The following is a 24569-nucleotide window of genomic DNA, read 5'->3' as shown; positions in this document are numbered from 1 at the left end:
TGTAACTAGAAGGAAAAGAAAAGTGCGATGAACAGCTTTTGTCCATCGCACTAGTAAAGCTAATCAACTGATTTAGTAAGGGGCTGCGTTGCTACCGCATCTGCGGGCTGAACTCCTTCACCGTATCCACAAATACGCGCACGTTGTCGGCATCTGTATCAGGGTACACGCCATGGCCCAGGTTGGCAATATGGCGGTGTGGGCCGAACTGACGCAGCATCTCGATAGTGGCTTGGCGTACCTGCTCGCGCGTACCATAGAGAGCGCAGGGGTCGAGGTTGCCTTGTAGCGTTTTGTCGCCCACAAGCGGCCGCACGGACCTAGGGTCCTGGTTCCAGTCGAGGCCGATGGTGCGGCAGGAAATCTGGGCGAAGTCTTCCACAGCGAAAAAAGCGCCTTTAGCAAACACCGTAACAGGCACATCCGGAATGGCTTGGCAGATTTCGGTGATGTAGCGCGTGCTGAATTCCTGGTACTGGTGCGGCGGCAAGATGCCCGCCCACGAGTCGAATATCTGTACGATGTTGGCGCCAGCGGCTACTTGCGCTTGCAGGTACGCAATGGTAGTGGCCGTAATCTTGCGCAGCAGCTGGTGGGCTAGCTCCGGCTCGGCGTAGAGCATGCGCCGGGCTTTGGAGAAAGTTTTAGAGCCGTGGCCTTCCACCATGTAAGCCAGAATCGTCCAAGGGGCGCCGGCAAAACCGATAAGCGGCACGCGGCCATTGAGGGCACGCTTCGTCACGCGAATGGCTTCGAGCACGTAACCTAGGTGCTCCTCGGGGTCAGCCACGCGCAGTTTCTCTACATCGTGCGCCGATTTGATCGTTTCGGGAAATAGCGGGCCGCGCGCTTCCAGCATTTCGTAGGTGAGGCCCATCGCTTCGGGTACCACCAAGATGTCGGAGAAGATGATAGCGGCATCCACATCCAGCGCGTCCACGGGCTGAATGGTGACCTCCGCAGCTAGCTCGGGCGTTTCGACCAGTTCTTTGAAACCGCTCAGACGGGCACGCAACTCACGGTATTCAGGCAGAATGCGACCAGCCTGGCGCATGAGCCATACAGGAGTACGTTCGGTTTCTTCGCCGCGGGCGGCACGGAGCAGCAGGTCGTTTTTGAGCATAGTAGGGGTGGTGAAATCGGTCGCAAGTTACAGCGGAGCGGGCTTTGTTTTGTGCGGGTGTTAGTTCCCGCAGAGATTCGCAGAGGAAAAACGCAGAGGTTCGCAGTGTTCTCGCCTAGCTTTCTTGTACCTCTACGGAGAATAACTACTCCTGAAACAACGCCTTAATCGCCGTCGCCATAAAATTTACCCCAATAGCTAGGGTGATAAAGCCCATAATCCGCGCCAGCGCCGACATACCCGGCCGACCTAGGTAGCGCGTGAGCCGTAGCGACGACATCAGAATGATGTAGCTCGCCAGCGCCACCAGCACGAAGCCAAATACAATTAACCCCATATCGGGATACGTCAGGTGCTTGGTGAACAAACCAATGCAGACCGCAATAGAGCCCGGCCCCGAGAGCATGGGCATAGCTAGCGGCGTGAAGGAAATGTCATCTTTCTGCATACTTTCTTCGAGGGCCGCCGGCGACACCCGGTCGCGGTTGCCGCCGGGCGTGAGCAGGTCGAAGGCCGAGCGCATCAGCAGAATGCCACCCGCAATGCGCAGATGGTGAATGTTGATACCGAAGAAGTTAAGCACGTATTGGCCCGCGAAAAATGACACGGCCAATACGCCCACCATGTAAATGCAGGCCCGCAAACCTGTCTGGCGGCGGGCGGCGGGCGAGTCCGATTCCGTCAACGTCAGGAAGACAGGCATGGCGCTGAACGGATTAACGACCGAGAACAACGTGGTGAAGGTGGCAAGCAGAATTTCCATGGAGCGCAAGCAGACGACGCCCCAAAGGTACAAGGATTGCCCGTCGGCAGAACTGGAAAATACTATGTTTGAAGCTTAACTGCCGAAGGGGCTACTACGTACAAAGCTATACTCTCCTCTTCTCTCCCTGACCCTACACGTTCCTTGATCTGTGTCCAAACTTGACTTTACCTGGCTATTGCTAGCTCGGTGCCTAACGCTGCTCGTCGGTGTGCTGGCATTGGTGGCTACTTTGTTGCCGCTGCTCCGCCAGCAAGCGTGGTGGATCCGTGTGTTCGATTTTCCTCGCCTGCAAATTGTGGGCGTCTCCCTGGGTAGCGCTCTGGCTGCCTGGCTGCTAGGTGCGCACCACTGGCCAGCAGGCGTTGTGCTGCTGGCGCTGCTGGTTCTCGCCTCGGGCTATCAACTCTTTCGCATTCTGCCTTACACGCCGCTTCGCCCCAAACAGGTGGCCGATAGCACGCTCAGTGGTAGCGCGGCGCGGCAGCGGGAAATCAGCCTGCTAGTAACCAATGTGCTGATGACCAATCGCGACGCCGGACGCTGTCTACGCGTTATTCAAGACTACAATCCCGACATTATTTTGGCCGTTGAAACGGACCAGTGGTGGCTAGATCAGCTGGAAGGGCTAAAGGAAAACTACCCCTATACAGCTCTGAAACCGTTGCCTAACACCTATGGTCTGCTCGTGTTTTCGCGGTTGGAGCTAGTCGATCCGCATATCCGGTTTTTAATTGACGACGATATTCCTTCGTTCCATAGCCGAGTCGTGCTACCCTCGGGCGAACTGGTGCGTTTGCACTGCTTGCATCCCAAACCACCTGCACCTGCCGAAAGCAAGACCAGCACGCGCCGCGACGCGGAGTTACTGCTAGTAGGTCGTGAAATTGAGTATTCAGACGAGCCAACCATTGTGGCTGGCGACATGAATGACGTGGCCTGGTCGCACACCTCCGAGCTATTTCGTCGCATTAGCGGCTTGCTGGACCCACGCATTGGGCGCGGCCTGCTGCCCACTTTCCACGCCGACTACAGCCTGTTGCGCTGGCCGCTTGACCATGTCTTTCACTCAGCTCACTTCAAAGTGAAGGATATACAGCGGCTCCCAAACGTTGGCTCCGACCATTTCCCCATCTTCCTGCGCCTCAGCTACGAACCGCAGGCCAAAGCCGAACAAGAGATTCACGCTGAAAAGCCGGATCAGGACGATCAGGAGGAAATGGAGGAGAAAATTGCGCAAGGCTTCGAGGAAGAAGCTGAGGAGGAACGAGAGGAGCAACAAGCCTCCAAGCAGTCGCCAGTTTCCTCTGTCAAAAGCAACGCATGAGCTAGGATGTCAGTCTGAACGATAACGAAGAATTCGGGCCAATCTATCGGCACGGCAAAGCTAGGTTCCTCGTCTCTGCTTAATACGCAGAATGCTCGGAATGACAGTTCCGAGAATCAGTCGTCAGCTTCGTACAAAAATGCCATCTGCCACTGCGCTACGGCAGCCGGCAACAAGCGCATAACGGTGTTGCGCAGCTTATAAATAAATGGGTTTTTGATCTGCGAAGCCCAGCCTAAGAACCAGGAAGTCTGCACGATGCGTGTAGTGCGCGGACGCCGTCGTTGTTCGAAGTCGCGGAAAGCAGCTGTCAGAGTAGGGTGCTTGCGCAAGCAGCTAGCCAGCACGGCAGCATCTTCCACGGCTTGGCCGGCACCCTGACCTAGGTTGGGCGTGGTAGCGTGCGCTGCGTCGCCGAGCAACAGCACGCGCCCATAGGCGAAGTGACGGATCGGCTTAATATCTATAATGTCTCCCCACAGATACGCCTCAGCGGGCGTATGGGCGAGCAGCGCGGGCGCAGGGTGGGGGAGGTCGGCGAAGAGTTGCTGGACGTTGGCTTTGCTGAGGTTTTTGAACGCCGGGTCGCTAGGTGTAGCGGTATTCACGCAGGCAAACCAGTACACGCGCCCATCGACTAGGGGCACGTAGCCAAAGCGGCGGCCTTGGGTTCCCCATATTTCGGTGGAGTTGCCGGGCGGCAAACCTAGGCTGGCGGCATCCGTCACGGCGCGCCAGCAGGTGTAGCCTGCGTAGCGCGGCTGGCTGTTCGGTAGTAGTTGCAAGCGCACCTGCGAGCGAATACCATCGGCAGCCAACAAAGCGTCACCGGTGGCCGTGGAGCCGTCGGCAAAGTGCACGGTGACTTGGCTGTCGTGCTCTTCAAAACGCACGAACGGCTTTCCTAGGTTAACTACATCCGGTGGCAACTCGCTGAGTAGAGCCTTCTGCAAATTGGCGCGGTGGATGCCTATGTTGTCGAACCCTAGCTTGCGCGTGAACGGGCCAGTATCGGCAACCTGTAGCGGGCGGCCTTGCTGGTCGAGCAGCCGTAATCCTTTGACGGGTTGCGTGTAGGCATGCACAGCTTCGTACAAACCTAGCTGCTCAAGTGCCCGCATCGCATTGGCGCCTAGCACCACGCCCGCGCCAATCTCGCGCAGCTCGCGGGCCGCCTCAAACACCTGTACCGAATGACCTAGGTTGAGCAACGCCCGCGCCGTAGTCAAACCGTTAATACCCGCGCCGATGATGAGGAAGTGCATAGAAGGGAGATAAAAGGAAGTCGTAATTTTAACAACAACTTCTCGCTATGCTATCATTCCCCATCCTTGCTGCCGTCATCCTATTACACGCAGCACAAGACCCCGATGCGCCGCGTGCCCTCAATCTAAAACGCGTTCCGGCTGCTGGACCACAACCATCGAGCTTTGTGCCAAGTGGCTGGCAGATAGAGAAACAGCTCACCGTCGACCTCAATGCTGACCAACGTCCAGACCGAGTTTTGCAGTTGCTCGAAAAGAAAATAGCCGGGCAGGAAAACTCCGGCGACGAGCGCGCTTTAGTAACTATTCTGGCGCAACCAGATGGCACTTGGAAGCGGGTAGGTGCTTCTAACAAAGTGGTATACTGCAAAAGCTGTTTCGGCGCGCTAAGCGGCCCCGAAGGCGGCATCCCCGATGTGAGCGTGAAGAAAGGCGTAGTTATCGTTTACCAAACGGGCGGCTCGCGTGAGGCCTGGAACTCAACCACTCGCTTTCGCTACGAACCTAGCTCCAATCGGATGCGGCTTATTGGCACCGATGAGGTAGTCGTTGATCGTGCCACCGGAGATATTGAAACGACGAGTACAAATCTACTTACTGGAATACAGGAAGTTTCGAAGGGAAGAATTGATCAGGATAAATCGAAGAAGACACGACGCAGTCTGAAGCCGCCGAAGCGCTACCTGGATGATTTTAATCCGGAAGAGGTGTGGAAGTAGAATAAAAAAGAACGTCATGCTGAGCTTGCCGAAGCATCTCGCGTGCAGTAGTAACCTCAATCGTCAGGGTTTACCATTGCACGCGAGATGCTTCGGCAAGCTCAGCATGACGTTCTCACAATAACGTGAACACAAAAAAGCCCAGGAGCTAGCTCCTGGGCTTTTTTGTGTTCTAAGCAGCAATTTACTTGCCTACTTCTTCGTAGTCAACGTCGGTCACGTTGTCGTGGCCGGCTGGCTGGCCTTGCTGGCCGTTGCCGGCACCACCCGGCTGGCCACCGAAGTCAGCACCGGGCTGACCTTCAGCGCCACCTTGAGTAGCATTGTACATCTCGGTCGAAGCCGTCTGCCAAGCAGCGTTGATGGCGTCCATGGCGGTGCTGATCTGACCTAGGTCTTTGCTTTCGTGCGCTTTGCGCAAGTCAGCAAGAGCATTTTCGATGGCGGTTTTGTTGCCAGCGCTTAGCTTGTCACCATACTCTTTCAGCTGCTTCTCGGTCTGGAAGATCATCGAGTCGGCAGCGTTTACCTTCTCAATGCGCTCTTTCTCCTCTTTGTCAGCTTGCTCGTTGGCTTTGGCCTCGTTGCGCATCCGCTCGATGTCGGCGTCAGACAAGCCTGACGAAGCTTCGATCCGGATCTTCTGCTCTTTACCCGTGCCTTTGTCCTTAGCCGATACGTGCAGGATACCGTTGGCGTCGATGTCGAAGGTTACTTCGATTTGCGGAACACCACGGGGTGCTGGTGGGATATCTGACAAGTGGAAGCGACCGATCGTGCGGTTTTGGCTAGCCAATGGACGCTCGCCTTGCAACACGTGAATCTCTACCGAAGGCTGGTTGTCGGAAGCCGTCGAGAACGTCTCCGATTTCTTGGTCGGGATGGTCGTGTTGCTCTCGATGAGTTTGGTCATCACACCGCCCATCGTTTCGATACCCAGCGAAAGCGGGGTCACGTCGAGTAGCAGCACGTCTTTTACTTCACCAGTCAGTACACCACCTTGGATGGCAGCACCCACGGCAACCACTTCGTCAGGGTTAACACCTTTCGAAGGCTTCTTGCCGAAGAACTTCTCTACTTCCTCCTGGATGCGGGGGATACGGGTCGAACCACCTACCAAGATTACTTCGTCGATATCCGAAGTGCTCAGGCCAGCGTCTTGCAGGGCCTTTTTGCAAGGCTCCATCGAGCGACGAACCAAGTTGTCAGCCAGTTGCTCGAACTTAGCGCGGCTCAGTTTTACCACCAAGTGCTTCGGACCCGAAGCGGTAGCCGTCACGTAAGGCAGGTTGATTTCAGTCTCGTTCGAGCTAGAAAGCTCCACTTTCGCTTTTTCAGCAGCTTCTTTCAAGCGCTGAAGAGCCATGGGATCTTTGCGCAGGTCGAGGCCTTCGTTTTCTGAAGAGAACGTTTCAGCCAGGAAGTTGATGATCACTTGGTCGAAGTCGTCGCCACCTAGGTGGGTATCACCGTTAGTGCTCAGTACTTCAAACACACCGTCGCCAAGCTCCAGAATCGAGATGTCGAAGGTACCACCACCTAGGTCGTACACCGCGATTTTCTGGTCTTTATGCTGCTTATCCAAGCCGTACGCCAGGGCAGCGGCGGTGGGCTCGTTGATGATACGCTTCACGTCGAGGCCCGCAATAGCACCGGCTTCTTTCGTTGCTTGGCGCTGGGCATCGTTGAAGTAAGCCGGAACCGTGATAACGGCTTCGGTTACAGTAGTACCTAGGTAGTCTTCAGCGGTTTGCTTCATTTTCTGAAGCACCATAGCCGAAATCTCCTGGGGAGTATATTGACGGTCGCCGATTTGAACCGCTACAGTGTTGTTAGAACCGCGCACCAGTTCATAGGAAACGTGCTTGGTTTCTTCGCCTACTTCGCCGAAACCACGGCCCATAAAGCGCTTAATCGACTGGATCGTATTCTTAGGGTTGGTAATGGCCTGACGCTTTGCCGGATCACCGACTTTACGCTCGCCTTTGCCATTATCGAGGAACGCCACAATCGAGGGAGTCGTGCGACGGCCTTCGCTATTCGGAATCACCACTGGCTCGTTGCCTTCCATAACGGCGACGCACGAGTTGGTGGTGCCTAGGTCAATACCGATTATCTTTCCCATGTGAATGGTTACAGTTTATAATGAAGAGGAAATGTCAGTCTCAAAGTGTGCGAATCACGCACGCCGGGATAATGACAAGCAGCGTACCAGTGCCGTTTTTAGGCTTTTTTCGTGACAGATTGTCAATCCTGTGACGCTGCGCTATCTTTTTCCGGTCGGACTGACTTTTACGACGAAAAACGGCCAGCGGATAACTGCCAAGACGGCTTACCTATAGTCGTTAGGGCCACGCCTGAGCTTCATGCACGGCTTCCTGCGGTTAGCTCGTGCAGGTAGTAGCAAACAAAAACCGGTCGGACGCCTAGGGCGTCGGACCGGCAGATACGAGTCGTGTAACGATACACGCGTTACGCGGAGCTTGCTACAGGCTAGCTGTTGCGTACTGCCCCAGAAAGCCATCAATCGTGTTGCGCCACGCTTCGGGATGAAGCACGTGGTACGGCTCATGACCAACGCCAGCAAAATAGTGGCGCTGTTTCGGGCCACCTAGGGCCTCAAAAATCTCATCCGTTTCCTGGCGTGTCACGCGGGCATCGTCGAGGCCGTAGAGGAGGAGAGTGGGAGCGGTGATGCGCCGGGCGTACTCCCTGCAATTTACATCAAACGGCCAGAAGCCGTTTTGCACACCACCCCAGAATACGAGCAGGTTAGCCAGTGGAAAATCAGGAACACCCATGGAATGGAAGCGAATCTGGGTGGTCTCCAGTAGGCTGCCATACGGGCATTCGATGATGCTGGCCGTGGGCTTAATACCTAGCTCGCTCTGGGCCCGCAGCACGGCCACTGCTCCCATCGAAATTCCGTAGAGACAGATGGGAGCTGTTGGGTTTTGCTGCTGCAAAAACTGAAAGGCAGCTGCTACATCGAACGCTTCGCGGTAACCGACAGTGCATTGGTTACCCTCCGAGCCGCCATTACCGGAAAAGTCAATGAGCAGAACAGAATAGCCTAACCGTCGAAAGTTCTCGGCTTCGGTGAGGAGCTTGGCCTTGTTGCTAGTGTAGCCGTGAAAAAGAGCCACGCTGCCTTGCGCCTGCGGCAGATCACTGTACCACGCTTCCAAGCGGCCGTTAGGGCTAGCTAGGTCGAGCGTTTTGTACGGAAAATTAGGGCGTAGCTCGTTTATTGGTTTGGGGTTCTCCACGCCCGTCAATAGCACTTTTAGACGGTCAATGCGCGAAAGCTCCTCTGGCTCATCGGTGCGCGGCTTAGTCGGAGTGGAGAAGTGCGTAAAATTCCAAGCGTGACAAAAAGCCAGCACGTTAGCCGAAGCAAACAGAAAAAGGGCGCCAGCAGTGAGCGGAAGACGTAGTTTCATCTAGGACGGCGTGAGGAGGAGTTGCCACGCGGCGGCCGACTACCAGAAGCTGGCTGGTCACCCGGAATTGCAGAACCGGTCGGACGACTACCACTAGGTTTGCGCGCCGTGGGCTTCTCCGGTGTACTAACGTCAGATGGGCCCTTTTTCGTCAGTATTTTACGCTGATCTGGTGATTTAGTCGCCGAAAAAGCTGCTTTCAGTTTCTTGATTTCTTCCGCCGTCAGCTCACGCCATTGCCCAGGCGCTAGGCTGTCGACACCTAGGTGCGCAATCTGGGTCCGGACTAGGCGCAAGGTGGGAAAGCCAACGGCCGCCGTCATTTTGCGCACCTGCCGATTCATACCCTGCGAAATCGTGATTTTAAGCCATGATGTTGGGATGTTGGCCCGGAAGCGTATCGGCTTGCTTCTCTCCCAAAGCGTAGGCGACTCCGATAAGAGCTCCACTTGCGCGGGCGTAGTAAAGCCATCCTTGATCTGCACGCCGCGGCGCAGTTTTTCCATGGCCTCTTCCGTCGGTTCGCCTTCTACTTGCGCCAAGTACGTCTTAGGGACTTTGAAACGCGGGTCGGAAAGACGGTGCTGCAAGGGCTTATCGTCGGTGAGCAGCACAAGGCCCTCGCTGTCGTAGTCGAGTCGGCCAACTGGATAGATGCCGGGCACGGGCACAAACTCCTTGAGCGTAGTCCGGCCGTTCTCGTCGGTGAATTGGGTAAGGACTTCGAAGGGTTTGTTGACGAGAACGTAGCGCATGATGTAGATGTAGAGCGTAGAAGTGAGAATTTAGAAGAGGTGTAAGATTAGTGGAAGACAGGGTCACCGGCCTGCATTTTTGGTTGCGGTAACCTAGCTTTCAACTAAAACAGGAACGGCTTTGCGTTCTAAGATCTCCCTTCTAAGTTCTGAAAAATTACTGTTTTTGCGCCTGCAATTGTTTGAGGCGCGCTTCGCGCACGTGGCGCGGTACCAAGGCAACCACGGTGCCATTGGGGTAGGCAATGAACTCGCCACTGTCGCGCATGATGCGGCCAGTTTTGCTTTGCTCACGGTACGTATGATACACGTAGGTTGCAATTGGAGTAACATCAGCAGCTAGCTTAGCGGAGATGGAAGCCTTATTGGCTGCACTGGCCGCAACGTGCGGTAGTACGTGACCAGCTTCATCCCGGAAGGTCACCGTGTCGGCAGTTGTTAGCTCTGCTAACTGTGCTGCGTACGCCAGCGAATCTTTGCGTGTATAAGGCCGAAAGGTGAATTTCTCGGGTCGGTAGTAGCCTGGTTCGCCGAGGCCACTGCTAACGTATTCGGAAACAGCAGCTTTGGCCTGTCGCTCAGACGAATTACAGCCAGCCAGCAGCGCAGACCCAGCCAGGAGGAAAAGCGGAGCAGATTTCATGGTGTGCGAAATAGTAAGGTAAGATCGAGGCAATGAGTGCAGAGGGCGACCCGGCGCGTTTTCGTCGGCGCCATCGGGCATATACCACACAAAAATAAGAGCCAACGAGTCGTTCAACGAAGAACGCGCCGTGACGCGTTCCTACAAGCGCTTAAATGCCGCCAGAATACTTCCGGGCAGCCCATTCAGCGGTTATCAGTGCCAGAATGAGGAAGAACAACCATTTGAGGTTGATAAGATCCTTCAGGTCCTCCTGGGTATAAATGACGGGCTTGTAGTCAGCCTTCTGAATATCCTGGGTGAGTTGGGCAAACTGGTTAGGGTAATATAGTCGCGAACCGTTGCGACGACTGAGCTGATAGAGCAAGTTGTGGTCGGCGCGGGCATTGATGGCTTCGAGCTGCTGCTCCTGAACCAGCAGCTCACCCCGATCTTGCTGGGGCTGACCGCCGAGCGTGGCGCGCGCTTGATACCGGTAGAGACCACCAGGCAGCGGACCTAAGTGCAGCGGCGCGCCGTCTTCGCTGTTGGTGTAGCTAAAGGTGCGCGTCTTGTTCTTCTCGTCGGTGAGCGTGAGGCTGATCTGCTGGCCGTAGATGCGCTCAAAAATGGCGTTATAGGTTTCGGCGCCGAAGGTTACATCGTCGGTGGTCGTGAAGGCATCTTGGGCGGGGTACACGTCGAGGCGCTTCTTGTTGGCATTCTGCGTCAGGAGCTGAAGCGTGCGGATAACGAGGCGGTCGTAGGCTTCGGGGCGGTCGTCGTGGTCGGCGGCTTCTTGCAGGCGCCACTGCCAGCTGCCGTCGGTGAGCAGCGTAGCCTGCTTCTGCGCGGGCGTACCGCCAAATACGAGCAGCGGCTTTTGGGTGCTGACCTTGCCAACTTGCTGGAACAAGGCCGCTTCAGCGCCGCCGCCTAGGCGTAAGTCACCGAACGGCACGGGTGCGGGCGGATACGCGGCGAAACGTCGTAAGGCGTCTTCTTCAAACGAAAACCGCGAAAAAGCCGGGTTTGGCACTGGTGTCACGTCGTCGGTCTGGGTGCCGCGGGGCGTGATGGTGAGGCCGGAGCCTAGGTTGTTGTAGGCGTTCAGGTCCGATTGCGCGCCCAAAATGTAAAAGGCAGGAGTGCGTTTAGCTCGTACTTGGGCTAACACTTCGGCACCAACGCCGCCGCGCGCGGGTATCTGGTGCAGAATGGCTACATCATAATCCTGGGCCTTGAGCGGCGCAATGCCGGGCAGGTAGGAAACCAGGTCGAAGTTGTCGTTTTGCAGAATGGCAGCCCGTAGTGCCTTTAGGTCGGGGTGAGGAGCAGCACCGGCCAGCAGCACGCGCAGCTTGCCTTTCACCACTTCCACGTAGGCAAACTTATTGTTGTTGAGGGTGGTGAACTCGCCGGCTTGCTTTTCAATGACCACTTCGTAGCGCCGCTTACCAGGTGCGGGTGCTGTTATTAGAAAAGTCGTTTTCTGTCGCCGCTGACCAGGGGCTAGGTTCACACGCTTCGTTTCCAGCACTCGGCCTTTTTCGCGCAATTGCACGGTCGCTACGCCACCGCTAAAACCATCGTAGCCGATTTCAGCCTCTATCGGGAATCGGTTGCCACTGAAGGCCACGCGGTTATAGGTCAGTACCGGCAGACTGAGGTCTTTCTTCGGCACCGTATCGCCTACAGCAACGCTATAAATCGGAAAGTTAAACTTGGAGTACACCGGCGACTGGCCCTGGTTTACAATGCCATCCGACACCAGTACTACGCCAGCTAGGTTACGCCCATCGTAGGTCTCCTGCACGCCCGAGAGCAGTCCGTTTAGGTCGGTAGCGGGCGCTTGGAAGCGCAACGAATCAGGCCGCGTAGCGCGCGTGTTAGGGTCGAGGGTACGAGTTTCCACGTTGAAGCCCCGACCTTGCAGAGCCGTGATCAGCTGCTGCATACCAGCGGTAGCCTGGCTGAGTACCGCTGGTGGCGTAAACAGACCTACCGATTGCGAGTTGTCAACCGCTAGCACGACGGTTGGCTTTTCGGTGGTCGTGCTGGTCGTCTTCACGAACGGGGAAAGGAGCAGAAAGCATAAGAAGCTGACTACCAGAAAACGCAGCAGGGCGAGACCGTAGTTCAGGGCCTTGCTCCACGGCGCTTTGGCCGAGTAGAGCAGAGCCGCGTAACCCGCGCCCATGGCCAGGCACAGCAGAATCAGCCAGGGAGAAGAGGCAAAGGAAATCAAAGGCGAATGGGATAGCTAGAGCGATAAGAACCCCGGTTGGTCCTGCATAGTTGCTTGCAGGCAAAAGGAGCCCCGGCGAAGGTAGGAAGTTGTGCGAGAAGCGAATGTAGAAACCGAAACCATATCTTGGGTCTGCATACCTCTCAAACTAACAAATCAGATTAGGATAACGTCTTTGTGGCTATATGCGGAAGCTAGCTTTAGGGTTATGGATGCAGTTGTGTTTCGTAGGCTTGCTGTGCCCAACTGTAGGTGTCTCTCAGCAGAAGTCTACCGCCGTGGTTAGTTCAAGGCACGCACTTGGTAATCTGCGTAATGATACGCTTCTGCTAGCTGCTGATTATTCGGAATGCGGTGAATTTGGTGGTCACCACGAAGTTATTAAGGTGTATATGCGAGGGCAGGAACGAACGCAAATGCGCAACTCTCCTGATTGGGAGGCGTTTCCACTAACAGTTGCGTGGTTTTTAGATAGTACCCAATGCCCTCAACCTAAAGTGAAACTAGTCTTCAGAAAGCAACGACAAATTAAGGTTGAAGACGAAGCAGCTATCGTGCAGTACATCCAAACGCTTTTGTCAGAGAACCTCAAAGACAATGGCATGACCATGAGTAATGCCGGTAACCGGTACTCACTCAGAAAAGCTCAACGAAAAGATCTTCAAATTGACTACTGGGATACTCAGAGTACATGGAGCGGGTTCGAAGTACTGAGAGAAAAGCTATTTGGGAAGTAGGCTGTATTAGTGAGCTAAATCTTCTGTTGCCGTGATGAAGGCGTGTGAAGAATGGCTTATGGAACTGCTTTTGTATGGAGTAATTTTGTCTGTAATCAGGAGCTAGCTTGATAAGAAAACCCTAAGCAAAAGGCTGCTCCGACGTTAGCGCATGAAGAAAGTACTGTTTATTCTCTTAGCAACCCTAGGTTCTACTTTTGCTTCCCCAGCCAGCGCCCAACGCATCGTGCGGGTGAAGCTCAGCGACAGTGGTTCCACCCTGAACGCCCACTTCCCCCGCGACTACACCGACCGAACATTCATTAAAGGGTTGGCCATGTACCGCAACAAGATCGAGGATCTGGTGGGCTGCCTTATCTTGCTGGAAGACAAGGATAAAGCGAGCATCATCGGGCAATATGTTAAATCGGGGGAGCCACCTTTGCGCAGCGCGGCCCTGTCGGATGTGCTGTATAACTCTAAAATCAGCTCGGCGTCGGCGATGAACGGCAGCTACATGGTGGCTTCAGTGGCGGCCTCTACGGCGTCTATTGTGGAGATAATTCTGACGGATGTGAGTGGCGTGCTGGTGCCGGAAACCTCCATTCCGTACCTAGATATTTGCCGGGCCGCCAAAAGCGTCGATAAGGAGATTAAGAAGAAGATCTATTATATCCGCTCGGCGAAAGTAACGAGCGTGCACAGCCGCGCTTACCAAGAAGTTGGGTCGGAAGCTGGGATCAGCGGCACAGTGTTCAGTGCTGGCGGCAAGGTGTACAACTCCTCTGATCAGTTCAAGACGGATTACGTCGTTTCCGTTGACCTAGTAAGTCTCAACAACCTACTGATGACCAAGAACTGCGACAACTTGATCAGCAACAGCGAGCTAGCTGTGCGCCAACAAGTTCAACAGGAAAAGGTGCTAGTAGATAGAGCTGAGCAGGAGCGTCGGATGCGCGAAAGCGAGCTAAACGCGGCCCGAGCTGAAGCCAACGAACTGAAAAATCGCGTGGCCGAGATGCAAGATATTCTGCGAAACCAGCGCGTAGTAGCCGATGAGTACCGAGCGCAGGTAAACAACCTAAAAGAAGATCTGCTGACTGCGCAGAAGAAGGTGTCGCGCCTACAAACGGAATCCGTTGAAAACCAAAGCAGAGCAATGACGGCCACCGCTTCAGCGCAGCCCGCAGCCCCGGAGAATAAAACCATCAATCTGGTTCAGAAATCGGAGGTATCCGTGATTTCGGATGTGAAGACCTTATCGAGTGACGAGGTAAAGCAGATGGGCTTCAAAGAGGTGAAGCCGGAGTAGATGACGGCGTAACGTTACAGGCAGCACAGCACTAGTGATTCAGCGTTGTACCACTGTCACTAGTTCCGAGCTATTAAACATCTGCACGGGCGAAATAACTTTTTCATCGAGCGGTACCTGGCTGCCGTACCGCTCGCGCATCTTTTGTTGTACGGCCGGATGGCTCAAGTCAAAGTCTCGTAAGTTTTGAAGCTGGCCTATTTTGCGCTTTGTGGCTTGGTAGTACATTTTCCACAGCAGTTCTGAGCAGTAGATACGATCGTCGGACCAGCCAAAGTATAGATCGTAGTTCTTGCCACGGTATTGCTCGCCTGCTTCTCTGAGGTGCCGTAGGGTAGTAGGCGTCAGCACGGCAGCCGCATCATGCAGGCGCTTTACTGCAAAGTGTCCCTCTTTGCCTCGGGCAATCCAGGCTGATAACGGAGTCTCGCTTACTGGCTGCACGGCTTCAAATACATACCACTTATTCTCCTTTTTGAATAAGACGCCACAATGGCTATAAGCAGAGTGGGTAGCGAGTTGAATGGCTTGGCTCTGAGCTGATGTGGAAGTTTGAAAAATCAAATCTCCATTGTGCAACTGACTTCCTAGGTCCGCAACAAATTGTTCGGAAGCATACTCTGCCTTTTGGCGGTGGAGCCAGTGATGTACACGCCTCTCGAAACGATGGAAGTAAGGAACGTTGGGACCAGCACTCAATCCACCTACAAACGCGCAGAGCAATACAACACCAGCTAGGCTCCAATAGAAATTACGTTTGCGCATAGGTTATCAAAACTTACCCTGCTACCAGCTCCAACTGCTGCACCTGCTTGCGTCTTTTGAGAATCAAGCCGATACAAAACAGAATACCGCCAGCGACCATAACAGCACCTACCAGTTCCGGCGAGGTGTAGCCAAGGCCGGCCGCAATCGGCAAGCCACCTAGGTAGGCTCCGAGTGCGTTGCCCGTGTTAAAGCCCGATTGGCTCAGCGAAGAAGCCAGCATTTCGGAGCCTTTCGCCGCCCGAATCATTAGCATCTGAATAGGGGCTGCAGTTGAAAAAGCTAGGCCACCCGTCAGGATGGTCATCAGGATGGTAGGGATTTGATGGTGGGCTGCAATGGGGATGACGAGTAAGGCCGTCGTCATAGCCATGAGCAGCCACGTGGTAGCGCGCAGCGGCGACATGCGGTCGGTAAGCCAGCCACCTAGGATATTGCCCAAAGCCATACCCACGCCAGCCAGCACCATCAGAAACGTCACGGCATTGTTGCTGAAGCCTGCTACCTCCGTAAACAGCGGCACGATGTAGCTGAACCACGCGAAAAAGCCACCGTTGCCGAGCACCGTAATGGCAATGATCATCCAGGGCTCTAGCTTGGTGAAAGCGTGAAACTCATCTTGCAGGCGCGTGTTTTTGGCCGGCAGATCGGGGAGCAAGCGACGCACGCTTACTACGGTTACCAACGCCACCACTACGATCAGCACGAAAGGAATACGCCAGCTGAAGTTATGCCCTAGGTAGGTGCCGATGGGTACGCCGATAATATTGGCGATGGTCAACCCGGCAAACATGATGGACACCGCCTGCGCTTCTTTGCCCGGTGTTGCTAAGCGTCCGGCTACCACAGCACCCACACCAAAGAAGGCGCCGTGCGGCAGGCCAGAAATAAAGCGCGTTAGGAGCATGATGCCGTAGCTAGGTGCAAATACCGAAAGCCCATTGCCTAGCGCAAACAAGCCCATGAGCAAGGCCAGGATCTGTTTTGGGGGCAGCTTGCCCGTGAGGGCCACCAGCAGCGGCGCCCCTACCACCACGCCTAGTGCATACGCCGAGATGAAGTGCCCCGCCGTAGGAATGGAAATGTGCATGGCGTGAGCGATATCCGGCAGAATACCCATCATGACAAACTCGGTCATGCCGATGCCGAGCCCGCCTAGCGTGAGGGGCACAAGTGCAAGTTTTGATTTCATTAGAAACAGATTGATTGTAGCGCGAACTCTGGAGCGCGCGTATCGCAGAACGACGACTAGATGGATGGTGCGGCGATACGCGAACGACTGAGTTCGCGCTACACACAACGAAGTGTCGGGTTGCCAAGCCCTTTTAACCAAGGCCTAACAACCCGACACGTTTTAATCTTGTTCAGAAAAAGGAAAGAAAAACCTAGGTCAGCATGCCACCGTCGACCTGCAACACTTGGCCGGTGATGTACGCGGAATCATCCGAAGCTAGGAAAGCCGTGGCTTTGGCAACATCTTCCGGCGAGCCACCACGCTTGAGCGGAATAGCCTTGCGCCACTCGTCAACTTGCTTGGGGTCGAGGGCGCCGGTCATCTCGGTTTCGATGAAGCCGGGCGCAATGGCATTGCAGCGGATATTGCGCGAACCTAGCTCCAAGGCCACCGATTTGGTGAAGCCAATGATGCCCGCTTTCGAAGCGGCGTAGTTGGCCTGGCCGGCGTTGCCTTTGATGCCCACGACCGATGTCATGTTGATGATGCTGCCTGCTTTGGCGCGCATCATAGGCTTAGTGGCCGCTTTGGTGAGGTTGAAAACCGACTTGAGGTTCACGTTCAGCACTTGATCCCACTGCTGCTCACTCATGCGCATGAGCAAGCCATCTTGCGTGATGCCAGCGTTGTTTACTAGAATATCTAGCTTGCCGAACTCGGCTACCACATCGTCGACTAGCTTTTCAGCCTGGGCGTAGTCGGAAGCATCGGAGCGGAAACCTTTGATTTTGGTGCCGTACGCCGCCAGTTCCTGTTCGAGCTGCTGGCCTTTTTCCACGCTGGAAAGGTAGGTGAACGCCACATTGGCACCTAGCTGAGCGAAATGCGCCGCAATAGCGCGGCCGATTCCTTTGGAAGCGCCCGTGACGAGGGCGGTTTTTCCGTCGAGCATTTTTGTCATGCGGCGAAGGTAGTAAATGGAGCTGTTAGCATCCGGCTGTTAGCCGCTAGCTTTTGTAGAAAGTCTGGGCAAAGCAATCAAGTGCGTAGCTTGCAGCGCTGTTATGGTTGAGACGCTAGCCACCAATGGCTATCAGCTAACTGCTATTGTTCATGCGTGAAGTCGACATTTGCATTCTTGGGGCCGGACCGGGTGGCGCTACCGCCGCCCTGCACCTAGCTAACGCCGGCCACCGCTGCCTTCTGGTAGACCGTGCCACCTTTCCGCGGGATAAGATCTGCGGCGACGCACTCAGCGGCAAAGTCATCATGGAGTTGCGCCGCATTGGTGCCGATCTGCCGGGTAAGCTCGCCGCTTCGCCCATGCAAGTGCCCGCCTGGGGTATCGACTTCTTTGCCCCAAACGGCCGACGGCTCAGCATCCCTTTCAAGCCTACGACTGGCGGCACCACCGACGTGGTAGGCCATGTCGCCAAGCGCCTCGACTTCGACAATTTTCTGATCGAGGAAGTGCGTCGCCGTCCCGAAATTGAGCTGCTCGAAGGCGTAGACATCGTACGTCACGAGTGCACCAAGGAAGGCCGCTGGGACCTAGGTACGGCCGATGGCGCTGTCGAAATTTCGGCTAAGCTGCTACTAGTAGCCAATGGCGCGCAATCAGCTTTTGCCCGCCAAATAGCCGGGCATGCGCTAGAGCCGGCGCATCATTGTGCCGGCTTGCGCACCTACTACCAGGGCGTGACGGGCATGAACGCGGAAAATTTCATTGAGCTACACTTTCTCGAAGAGTTTTTGCCCGGGTACCTCTGGATCTTTCCTTTGCCAAACGGGCAGGCCAACGTAGGCGTAGGCATGCTGACGGAGGCTGTTTCGAGCAAAAAAGTAAACCTGCGTGAACGTTTAAACGAAATGCTCGTGACGCACCCAGCACTAAAAAACCGCTTCGCGAATGCCGAGCGCCTAGGCCCGGTCCGAGGCTTTGGTCTGCCACTCGGCTCAAAGCGTAGGATGCTGTCAGGCGAGGGATATATGCTGCTCGGCGACGCCGGTTCGCTCATCGACCCGTTTACCGGCGAAGGTATTAGCCACGCCATGGTCAGTGGGCGCCACGCAGCCGACTGGGCAGCCAAGGCCCTGGCCGCTCAAGATGTTACCCCTAGCTTTCTGCGCCAGTACGATGCAGCTGTGTACCGTCGGCTCGGGCAGGAGCTACGCCTGAGCCACGCCATGCAGCGGCTGCTGAATTATCCATGGCTATTCAACTTCATAGCCAACCGCGCCACGAACAACCCCACATTAGCCGCGACGTTGTCGAGCATGTTCGTCGATTTGGATCTGCGCGAACGGCTGCGCCAACCTAGCTTTTACCTCAAGCTTCTATTTGGGGGGAAGCTATAGAGAATAGCTCACGTAAGATGTAAAGTAGAATGTGAACGTCACGCTGAGCTTGCCGAAGCATCTCGCGTGCAATGGTAATCAGATTACTATCGCAACGTCAGCACGCGAGATGCTTCGGCAAGCTCAGCATGACGTTCCACAATTCTTGATAAAGTAAAAGCTAGGGGCGCTGCGTGGCCGAAACCTTCGCGTCGGGTGCGGTGGCGGAAGCGCCGGTGGTGTCAACACCTACGGAGTCGCGCACGCGGGGCTCAGGCTTCTCCGAGAGAAGGGCGCGTCGCGCTTCTAGGCTTGGTTTTTCGGCTTCGGTGGTGGTGGCGCACTGCGTGGTAAGCAGCAGCGTAGAAAACCCAGAAAGTATGGTAAGTAAAGCGTGTTTCATCGTGGTATGGTGAGAAGGTGGCGCCGGTGGCCGGTTTGCACTTTCTACGTAGCAGAAGTGTTTGAAGGGGTAACTATTGATCATTTCTACTTTGTAGCTGCTCTAACATTAGCCATCGACCCTAGGTTATGGTGGGTAGCAAACGCTGGTTATCTTTGTCGCGCCTCCCGGCCCCGGCCCGGCGCGGTTCTCTTTACTAATCTGTTCTCTTCAAGACAATTAACATGGCATTGCAATACGACCTGGTCGTTATCGGCAGCGGCCCCGGCGGCTACGTAGCCGCTATTCGGGCTTCGCAGCTCGGGCTGAAAGTAGGCGTGGTAGAGCGGGAGTCGCTCGGCGGTATCTGTCTCAACTGGGGCTGCATCCCGACGAAGGCACTGCTCAAGAGTGCCCAAGTGTTTGAATACATGAACCATGCGAGCGACTACGGCCTGAAGGTCGAAGGCGCTAGCTATGACTTTGGTGCTGTGATTCAGCGCAGCCGCGGCGTAGCCGATGGCATGAGCAAAGGCATCAACTTCTTGTTCAAGAAAAATAAAATTGAAACCGTTTCGGGCGTGGGCAAGCTGCTCGCCCCCGGCAAAGTGGAGGTGACGAAAGCCGACGGTAGCAAGGAAACCGTGGAGGCCAAGCACATCATTCTGGCAACTGGTGCCCGCTCGCGCGAGCTACCTGCCATGCCGATTGACGACAAAAAGATCATTGGCTACCGCAAAGCCATGACGCTGGAGCAAATGCCGAAGCGCTTGGTAGTAGTAGGTTCAGGCGCCATCGGCGTTGAGTTTGCCTACTTCTACCGCTCGATGGGGTCGGAAGTGACGGTGGTAGAATTCCTGCCCCGCATCGTGCCGATCGAGGACGAAGAGGTGTCGAAGCAGATGGAGAAATCCTTCACCAAGATGGGTATCAAGGTGCTGACCAGCGCTGAGGTAACCAAAGTAGACACTAGCGGCCCTGGCTGCAAAGTGACTATCAAAACGGCTCAAGGCGACCAACAGATCGACTGCGATGTGGTGCTGTCAGCCGCCGGTGTGGTGACTAACATTGAGAACATCGGTCTGGAAGAGCTAGGTATCAAAACCGAGCGTGGCCGCGTGATTGTGGACGACTTCTACCGCACCAACGTGCCCGGCATCTACGCCATCGGCGACATCATTCCCGGTCCGGCACTGGCGCACGTTGCTTCGGCGGAGGGCATCATCTGCGTGGAGGCCATCACCGGTCACCACCCCGAGCCGCTCAACTACCAGAACATTCCCGGCTGCACCTACGCATCCCCGGAAATTGCCTCGGTGGGCCTCACCGAAGCCGAAGCCAAAAAGCAAGGTTACGACGTGCTGGTGGGTAAATTCCCCTTCTCCGCGTCGGGTAAAGCCAGCGCTGGCGGCGTAAAAGATGGCTTCGTGAAAGTTATCTTCGACAAGAAGTACGGCGAGTGGCTAGGTGCTCACATGATCGGCTCCAACGTGACCGAGATGATTGCCGAAGTAGTAGTAGCGCGTAAGCTCGAAACTACCGGCCATGAAATCATCAAGGCTGTGCACCCGCACCCGACGATGTCGGAAGCCATTATGGAAGCAGCTGCTGCAGCTTACGGTGAAGTGATTCACTTGTAAAAGAACATTTGCTTTACTGCAAAGAGCCCCGAAACGGTATGTTTCGGGGCTCTTTTGTTTGTGCAAGCTGGACGTGATGAGCTGTTACTGTGGTAACGTCTTCACTGCGTCAGTGAAAGGAAGCTTGGAGTAGTTGCTGCTAAGCTGAGCGTCTAATGCAGCTTTATCATCTGTGAAGCGGGGCTTCTGCAAGGCGCTAAAATTCCAAGTACCAACGTAGTGGAGCTTTCCCGGTAGTACGACAAACGTGTAGCGGGTATCTGTAACTGCGCCCCTGCTCGCTTTTCGTAGCGACTCAATGCCGTAGCTGTACTCGTATTGCTGCAAGGCATAACGTCCGGGAGGCAGCGCTACGCAAAATTCGTTTTCTGCTCGACTGCGCATCAGCGGCTTAACCAAAATTCGAAACACCTTGTCTGTGTCAAGATTACGAAGACGCACATACTGGCCCATGCCGCCGCTACTGAAACCTAGCCGCTGTACACAACTTCCATAGATCAGGCCTTTGTCGGGAGCTAGGGTGCCGCGGCTGGCCGGCCAGCCGCTGGTAGGTAGCACAATCGTTGGGCCCGGCGCTATGTCCAGCGAATCCGCGGCGAGCATGTGTGGGTTGGCGATGGAAAAGGTGAGGGGCACAGTATAGACCACCGGCACCGGTCGTCCGTTCTGCGTGCCTGGTTGCCAATGGATGGGAATAAGCCGCTGCGTATTGCGTAACGCCTCAGCATCTATATCTGCTCGAAGACCTTGCTTGACGAAGATAGTAGTAACACTGCCCGTTGGGTCGACGGTGAAACAGACGTACACTTTCCCTTGCACTCGGTCGCGGAGGGCCAGCGGCGGATAGTGTAGACTGTCGGCCAGAAAATCAAGGAACCGATTAGGCCCACCCGGAAAAACCGGCATTACCTCGACGAGTCTTTCAGACGAGCTAGCATCTACTGTGTGGGATTTGCTAACGTCCGGCGTAGCTTGCCCAAAACAAGCTGAGCAGTAGGTAAATGAGAATAATAGTGTACTATATCGAAAAAAAGCCATTGCACTTACATATGATCGACAGCTAGTTACAGTGGCGTTCTAAATCCGAGCCAAGTTATCACTTGCTCGTAGCATCAGGATTACCGTAGACATTCAGTAGTTATCCGGCTTCCAAACAGTAGTAACCTTCGCAGTAGCTATATCAGTAAGCATGTAGCTTCCGACATCATCAGATTTCTTTTTCAATTAAGTATGGAGAAATTTCCTTCTTACCAACGCTTGTTTGTGTTCCTGCTGGTTGGTATTGCCCTAGTCGTAGTTGGCGGCTTGTTGAAGCGGCAGAACATCAGCGGGTCTGGCCTGTTCGCATTGGCCGGACTAGCTGTCCAGGCTATTGCCATGATTATGATGGTGTATAAGTATGCGAAAGGACTAAGTCGCTAACGCAGGAACGGGGCTAAAGATAAAGCTGCTGTTTTAAGACTTGCTCTTCAAGCATTAGGGCGAATCTCCCAGCTAGCAGGCCGAAGTGTAAGCGGCTGGCCGGGTTGGTATATATGACCGTCGTTGGGCAACGCTACTATCAATGTGCTGCCATCGGTACCTAAGCGTAGCCGGGCTTGCTGATTGGGTAATAGTTCTATAATTGTAGCGTGGAGGACTAGAGTAGACGCGGGAGGCGCTAAGAGTTTCGGAGGACCGTCTTGTCGGACCTGACCTAGGTCTAGCTCGACAACTCGGTCGGCTAGGGCGTACACTTCTGCCGGATCGTGACTGACCAGGATGGTCGTTAAATTAAACTGATGGTGTGCGTGGCTAAGTGCCTGTTGCAGATGCTGGCGCGTAGGGTAATCGACGGCGGCCAGCGGCTCGTCCAGCAACAGCAGCTGTGGGCGGCGCGCCAAGGCTCGCGCCAACGCCACCCGCTGTTGTTGCCCGCCCGAGAGCTGTTGAGGGTAGCGGTGCGCTAAGGCTTCAAGCCCGGTTAGTTCTAGCAGCTCCGGCACCATCTTTTGGTCATGCCGGTTAGGCAATGCAAACGTGAGGTTTTGCTGCACGGTCATGTTCGGGAATAATGCATAATCCTGAAACACAAAGCCAATAGAGCGCTGGTTTGGCGGCAGCCACACGCGGCGCTTCTCATCGTACCAAACCTGCGCACCCGTGCGCAAGTACCCGTCATCGGGGCGCGTCAGGCCGGCTAGTAGCCGCAGCAGCGTTGTTTTGCCTGCCCCTGAGGGTCCGTATACCGCCACAAACTCACCTGGTTGAATAGCTAGGTGCACGTCCAGCGTGGCAGGGCCCGCTGCCGAGTGTAGCGCTTTGATCAGGTGAAAGTCGAGCATCAGGCGGGGTAATTGGGTCGGCGCTTGGTAAGCCAGGAGAGCAGCAGCAATAGCAATAACGCCAAACCTACCAGCACGAGCGAATAGGCATTCGCCTGGGCATAGTGCTGACTCTCGACGGCGTCGTAAATGGCAATGGAGGCCACGCGGGTTTGGCCAGCAATATTGCCACCAATCATCAGCACTACCCCAAATTCGCCGATCGTATGAGCGAAGGTGAGCACAATGCCGCTGAGCAGCGCCGGCTTGCAGTTCGGCAGCAGCACCCGCCACAGCGTAGTCAGGCGCGACTTACCTAGGGTAGCGGCGGCCTCTGCCAAAGAGGGCGGCAGACGTTCGAAGCCCGCTTGCAGGGGCTGCACCATAAAGGGCAAGCTATAAAACAACGAGCCGACCAGAATACCCGTGAAGGTGAAGTTGAGTTGCAAGCCTAGGGTATGCTGCAAAAAACGACCTAAGCCGGTATCTGGACTGAAAGCTAGCAGCAGATAAAAACCGAGCACCGTGGGCGGCAGCACCAATGGCAAGCCCACAAGTACTTCTGCTAGCGGCTTGATGCGACTGCGAGTATAGGCCAGCCAATACGCTAGGGCCGTGCCGATGCCCAGCAACAGGAAGGTCGTAAGAGCCGCTAAGCGCAACGTCAAGGCCAGCGTCTGCCAGTAATCTTGCAAGGGGAGGAGAGGCTAACGGGGAAGAGTAAAACCGTAGGCACGCAGCACCGTACGGGCTGGTGCGCTGGCTAAAAAATCGGAGAACTGAGTCGCGGCTAAATGCCCAGCTGCGCCTTTCAGCACCACAAAGCTCTGCTCCAACGGCGTGTAAGCCTGCTGCGGAATCAAGTAATAGTGACCTTGGGCTTTTAGTGCCGGACTCAGCGCTAGGGCTAGGGCAAGTACGCCCACGTCGGCGGCACCCGTGGCGGCGTAGTTGGCCGTTTGAGCGATGTTTTCGCCAAACACTAAGCGGGGCTGCACTTTTTCGTAAAGCTGATAGTGCCGCAAAATTTCTACGGCCTTTTTGCCGTACGGGGCGTGGGCAGGGTTGGCAATGGCAATTTTCTTCACTCGTGGGTCCAACAGCGTTTGCAAACCTTGGGATACTGGGTCTAGTGTTTTGCTCCATAGCACCAGTTGCCCTTGGGCGTAGAGCACGGGCGCTGCTGCTGTGAGTCCTTGCGCCTGTAGCTGCCGCGGATAATCGCTATCAGCGGAGAAAAATAGCTCGAATGGCGCGCCGTGGCGAATTTGCTCGTAGAACTTGCCCGACGAGCCGTACGTCACATCCAGATGCACGTTGGGCTGTTGGGTAGCAAATACCACCACGAGCGAATCCATAGCGTACCGCAAATCAGCGGCGGCAGCCACCCGCAGCGTAGTAGTCTGAGCTGTTGATTCCGCAGTAGTGGGTTTTTCTTGAGGCGACGAGCATGCTGTGAACAGCAGCAAGCTAGGTAGGGCAAACAAGAACCAGTACAAACGAAGCATAAAAGGCAGAAGACAAAAAAACTGGCGATAAGCAGCCAGCTGAGAATCAACAAAGCAACGAGCACCGTCAGGAAACCCCAGTGTGCTACCCTAAAAAGAAGGAGCGCATGCGTTATGCTCGTTGCTATATAACGCATTCGTTGAGCTAACGTTTAGTCCTGGCCACC

Annotated in this window: 23 protein-coding genes; 7 read left to right on the top strand and 16 right to left on the bottom strand. The window is 55.2% G+C overall.

Annotated features, from left to right (window positions below; all coding sequences use genetic code 11):
• Positions 1 to 91: 91 nt before the first annotated feature.
• The gene (gene hemE, locus SD425_RS19495) at positions 92 to 1123 is read right to left on the bottom strand and encodes a uroporphyrinogen decarboxylase (RefSeq protein WP_324671682.1); all 1032 of its coding nucleotides are present in this window, start codon (positions 1121 to 1123) and stop codon (positions 92 to 94) included.
• A 145-nt stretch (positions 1124 to 1268) separates the two neighbouring features.
• Positions 1269 to 1886: a MarC family protein gene (locus SD425_RS19490; protein WP_324671681.1), complete on the bottom strand. Its 618-nt coding sequence runs from the start codon at positions 1884 to 1886 to the stop codon at positions 1269 to 1271.
• Between the two features lie 151 nt (positions 1887 to 2037).
• On the opposite strand from SD425_RS19490, the gene SD425_RS19485 reads away from it, so the two are divergent.
• Positions 2038 to 3213: an endonuclease/exonuclease/phosphatase family protein gene (locus SD425_RS19485; RefSeq protein WP_324671680.1), complete on the top strand. Its 1176-nt coding sequence runs from the start codon at positions 2038 to 2040 to the stop codon at positions 3211 to 3213.
• 116 nt (positions 3214 to 3329) lie between these two features.
• Here SD425_RS19485 and SD425_RS19480 read toward each other — a convergent pair whose 3' ends face one another.
• Entirely contained in the window at positions 3330 to 4478 is a 1149-nt protein-coding gene (locus SD425_RS19480) for an FAD-dependent monooxygenase (RefSeq protein WP_324671679.1), read from the bottom strand.
• A 47-nt stretch (positions 4479 to 4525) separates the two neighbouring features.
• On the opposite strand from SD425_RS19480, the gene SD425_RS19475 reads away from it, so the two are divergent.
• A complete protein-coding gene (locus SD425_RS19475; protein WP_324671678.1) occupies positions 4526 to 5197 on the top strand; it encodes a hypothetical protein in 672 nt (223 codons plus the stop codon).
• Positions 5198 to 5381: 184 nt separating this feature from the next.
• Here SD425_RS19475 and dnaK read toward each other — a convergent pair whose 3' ends face one another.
• The 5 genes from dnaK to SD425_RS19450 form a co-directional block, all read right to left on the bottom strand.
• The gene (gene dnaK, locus SD425_RS19470) at positions 5382 to 7322 is read right to left on the bottom strand and encodes a molecular chaperone DnaK (protein ID WP_324671676.1); all 1941 of its coding nucleotides are present in this window, start codon (positions 7320 to 7322) and stop codon (positions 5382 to 5384) included.
• Positions 7323 to 7683: 361 nt separating this feature from the next.
• On the bottom strand, positions 7684 to 8640 hold the full coding sequence (locus SD425_RS19465; protein ID WP_324671675.1) for an alpha/beta hydrolase: 957 nt from the start codon (positions 8638 to 8640) through the stop codon (positions 7684 to 7686).
• Positions 8637 to 9395: a pseudouridine synthase gene (locus tag SD425_RS19460; RefSeq protein ID WP_324671674.1), complete on the bottom strand. Its 759-nt coding sequence runs from the start codon at positions 9393 to 9395 to the stop codon at positions 8637 to 8639. Before SD425_RS19460 ends, SD425_RS19465 begins: the two co-directional genes overlap by 4 nt.
• Before the next feature lie 157 nt (positions 9396 to 9552).
• Positions 9553 to 10038, bottom strand: a complete 486-nt coding sequence (locus tag SD425_RS19455) for a hypothetical protein (protein WP_324671673.1) — start codon at positions 10036 to 10038, stop codon at positions 9553 to 9555.
• Between the two features lie 151 nt (positions 10039 to 10189).
• Complete coding sequence (locus SD425_RS19450) at positions 10190 to 12265, bottom strand: vWA domain-containing protein (protein WP_324671672.1); 2076 nt, start codon at positions 12263 to 12265, stop codon at positions 10190 to 10192.
• Positions 12266 to 12450: 185 nt separating this feature from the next.
• On the opposite strand from SD425_RS19450, the gene SD425_RS19445 reads away from it, so the two are divergent.
• Both SD425_RS19445 and SD425_RS19440 read left to right on the top strand, forming a co-directional pair.
• On the top strand, positions 12451 to 13002 hold the full coding sequence (locus SD425_RS19445; protein WP_324671671.1) for a hypothetical protein: 552 nt from the start codon (positions 12451 to 12453) through the stop codon (positions 13000 to 13002).
• Positions 13003 to 13153: 151 nt separating this feature from the next.
• Positions 13154 to 14293 carry a hypothetical protein gene (locus tag SD425_RS19440; protein ID WP_324671670.1) on the top strand — a complete coding sequence of 380 codons (1140 nt, stop codon included), beginning with the start codon at positions 13154 to 13156 and terminating at the stop codon, positions 14291 to 14293.
• 39 nt (positions 14294 to 14332) lie between these two features.
• Here SD425_RS19440 and SD425_RS19435 read toward each other — a convergent pair whose 3' ends face one another.
• From SD425_RS19435 to fabG, 3 genes are all read right to left on the bottom strand, one after another.
• Entirely contained in the window at positions 14333 to 15058 is a 726-nt protein-coding gene (locus SD425_RS19435; protein WP_324671669.1) for a YiiX family permuted papain-like enzyme, read from the bottom strand.
• Positions 15059 to 15071: 13 nt separating this feature from the next.
• The gene (locus tag SD425_RS19430) at positions 15072 to 16250 is read right to left on the bottom strand and encodes an MFS transporter (RefSeq protein ID WP_324671668.1); all 1179 of its coding nucleotides are present in this window, start codon (positions 16248 to 16250) and stop codon (positions 15072 to 15074) included.
• Between the two features lie 193 nt (positions 16251 to 16443).
• A complete protein-coding gene (gene fabG / locus SD425_RS19425; RefSeq protein ID WP_324671667.1) occupies positions 16444 to 17193 on the bottom strand; it encodes a 3-oxoacyl-[acyl-carrier-protein] reductase in 750 nt (249 codons plus the stop codon).
• A gap of 152 nt (positions 17194 to 17345) precedes the next feature.
• Here fabG and SD425_RS19420 point away from each other — a divergent pair, with 152 nt between their 5' ends.
• Complete coding sequence (locus SD425_RS19420; RefSeq protein WP_324671666.1) at positions 17346 to 18590, top strand: geranylgeranyl reductase family protein; 1245 nt, start codon at positions 17346 to 17348, stop codon at positions 18588 to 18590.
• Positions 18591 to 18750: 160 nt separating this feature from the next.
• Here SD425_RS19420 and SD425_RS19415 read toward each other — a convergent pair whose 3' ends face one another.
• The gene (locus SD425_RS19415) at positions 18751 to 18972 is read right to left on the bottom strand and encodes a hypothetical protein (protein ID WP_324671665.1); all 222 of its coding nucleotides are present in this window, start codon (positions 18970 to 18972) and stop codon (positions 18751 to 18753) included.
• 224 nt (positions 18973 to 19196) lie between these two features.
• Between SD425_RS19415 and lpdA the strand changes: the two genes are divergently transcribed.
• Positions 19197 to 20591, top strand: a complete 1395-nt coding sequence (gene lpdA / locus SD425_RS19410) for a dihydrolipoyl dehydrogenase (protein ID WP_324671664.1) — start codon at positions 19197 to 19199, stop codon at positions 20589 to 20591.
• 84 nt (positions 20592 to 20675) lie between these two features.
• Here the strand turns inward: lpdA and SD425_RS19405 are convergent, their stop codons facing one another.
• Complete coding sequence (locus SD425_RS19405; protein ID WP_324671663.1) at positions 20676 to 21497, bottom strand: energy transducer TonB; 822 nt, start codon at positions 21495 to 21497, stop codon at positions 20676 to 20678.
• Positions 21498 to 21821: 324 nt separating this feature from the next.
• Between SD425_RS19405 and SD425_RS19400 the strand changes: the two genes are divergently transcribed.
• Positions 21822 to 22013 carry a hypothetical protein gene (locus SD425_RS19400; RefSeq protein WP_324671662.1) on the top strand — a complete coding sequence of 64 codons (192 nt, stop codon included), beginning with the start codon at positions 21822 to 21824 and terminating at the stop codon, positions 22011 to 22013.
• Positions 22014 to 22060: 47 nt separating this feature from the next.
• Here the strand turns inward: SD425_RS19400 and SD425_RS19395 are convergent, their stop codons facing one another.
• Genes SD425_RS19395 through modA form a run of 3 tightly spaced genes read right to left on the bottom strand, consistent with a single transcriptional unit; the run spans position 22061 to position 24402 of the window.
• The gene (locus tag SD425_RS19395) at positions 22061 to 22915 is read right to left on the bottom strand and encodes an ABC transporter ATP-binding protein (RefSeq protein ID WP_324671661.1); all 855 of its coding nucleotides are present in this window, start codon (positions 22913 to 22915) and stop codon (positions 22061 to 22063) included.
• Positions 22915 to 23589 (bottom strand): molybdate ABC transporter permease subunit, encoded by a 675-nt coding sequence (modB, locus tag SD425_RS19390; protein WP_324671660.1) that lies wholly within the window; start codon positions 23587 to 23589, stop codon positions 22915 to 22917. Before modB ends, SD425_RS19395 begins: the two co-directional genes overlap by 1 nt.
• Positions 23590 to 23601: 12 nt before the next feature.
• A complete protein-coding gene (gene modA, locus SD425_RS19385) occupies positions 23602 to 24402 on the bottom strand; it encodes a molybdate ABC transporter substrate-binding protein (protein ID WP_324671658.1) in 801 nt (266 codons plus the stop codon).
• Between the last annotated feature and the right edge of the window lie 167 nt (positions 24403 to 24569).

It is taken from the genome of Hymenobacter sp. GOD-10R (genome assembly GCF_035609205.1).
GTDB lineage: Bacteria > Bacteroidota > Bacteroidia > Cytophagales > Hymenobacteraceae > Hymenobacter.
This window is presented reverse-complemented; position numbering and strand designations above follow the sequence as displayed.

What these genes read in the sequence shown, in the direction of transcription:
- hemE (WP_324671682.1), bottom strand. Translation starts at nt 1,123, where the DNA reads ATGCTCAAAAACGACCTGCTGCTCCGTGCCGCCCGCGGCGAAGAAACC.
- SD425_RS19490 (WP_324671681.1), bottom strand. Translation starts at nt 1,886, where the DNA reads ATGGAAATTCTGCTTGCCACCTTCACCACGTTGTTCTCGGTCGTTAAT.
- SD425_RS19480 (WP_324671679.1), bottom strand. Translation starts at nt 4,478, where the DNA reads ATGCACTTCCTCATCATCGGCGCGGGTATTAACGGTTTGACTACGGCG.
- SD425_RS19475 (WP_324671678.1), top strand. Translation starts at nt 4,526, where the DNA reads ATGCTATCATTCCCCATCCTTGCTGCCGTCATCCTATTACACGCAGCA.
- dnaK (WP_324671676.1), bottom strand. Translation starts at nt 7,322, where the DNA reads ATGGGAAAGATAATCGGTATTGACCTAGGCACCACCAACTCGTGCGTC.
- SD425_RS19465 (WP_324671675.1), bottom strand. Translation starts at nt 8,640, where the DNA reads ATGAAACTACGTCTTCCGCTCACTGCTGGCGCCCTTTTTCTGTTTGCT.
- SD425_RS19460 (WP_324671674.1), bottom strand. Translation starts at nt 9,395, where the DNA reads ATGCGCTACGTTCTCGTCAACAAACCCTTCGAAGTCCTTACCCAATTC.
- SD425_RS19455 (WP_324671673.1), bottom strand. Translation starts at nt 10,038, where the DNA reads ATGAAATCTGCTCCGCTTTTCCTCCTGGCTGGGTCTGCGCTGCTGGCT.
- SD425_RS19445 (WP_324671671.1), top strand. Translation starts at nt 12,451, where the DNA reads ATGCGGAAGCTAGCTTTAGGGTTATGGATGCAGTTGTGTTTCGTAGGC.
- SD425_RS19440 (WP_324671670.1), top strand. Translation starts at nt 13,154, where the DNA reads ATGAAGAAAGTACTGTTTATTCTCTTAGCAACCCTAGGTTCTACTTTT.
- SD425_RS19435 (WP_324671669.1), bottom strand. Translation starts at nt 15,058, where the DNA reads ATGCGCAAACGTAATTTCTATTGGAGCCTAGCTGGTGTTGTATTGCTC.
- SD425_RS19430 (WP_324671668.1), bottom strand. Translation starts at nt 16,250, where the DNA reads ATGAAATCAAAACTTGCACTTGTGCCCCTCACGCTAGGCGGGCTCGGC.
- fabG (WP_324671667.1), bottom strand. Translation starts at nt 17,193, where the DNA reads ATGACAAAAATGCTCGACGGAAAAACCGCCCTCGTCACGGGCGCTTCC.
- SD425_RS19420 (WP_324671666.1), top strand. Translation starts at nt 17,346, where the DNA reads ATGCGTGAAGTCGACATTTGCATTCTTGGGGCCGGACCGGGTGGCGCT.
- SD425_RS19415 (WP_324671665.1), bottom strand. Translation starts at nt 18,972, where the DNA reads ATGAAACACGCTTTACTTACCATACTTTCTGGGTTTTCTACGCTGCTG.
- lpdA (WP_324671664.1), top strand. Translation starts at nt 19,197, where the DNA reads ATGGCATTGCAATACGACCTGGTCGTTATCGGCAGCGGCCCCGGCGGC.
- SD425_RS19405 (WP_324671663.1), bottom strand. Translation starts at nt 21,497, where the DNA reads ATGCCGGTTTTTCCGGGTGGGCCTAATCGGTTCCTTGATTTTCTGGCC.
- SD425_RS19400 (WP_324671662.1), top strand. Translation starts at nt 21,822, where the DNA reads ATGGAGAAATTTCCTTCTTACCAACGCTTGTTTGTGTTCCTGCTGGTT.
- SD425_RS19395 (WP_324671661.1), bottom strand. Translation starts at nt 22,915, where the DNA reads ATGCTCGACTTTCACCTGATCAAAGCGCTACACTCGGCAGCGGGCCCT.
- modA (WP_324671658.1), bottom strand. Translation starts at nt 24,402, where the DNA reads ATGCTTCGTTTGTACTGGTTCTTGTTTGCCCTACCTAGCTTGCTGCTG.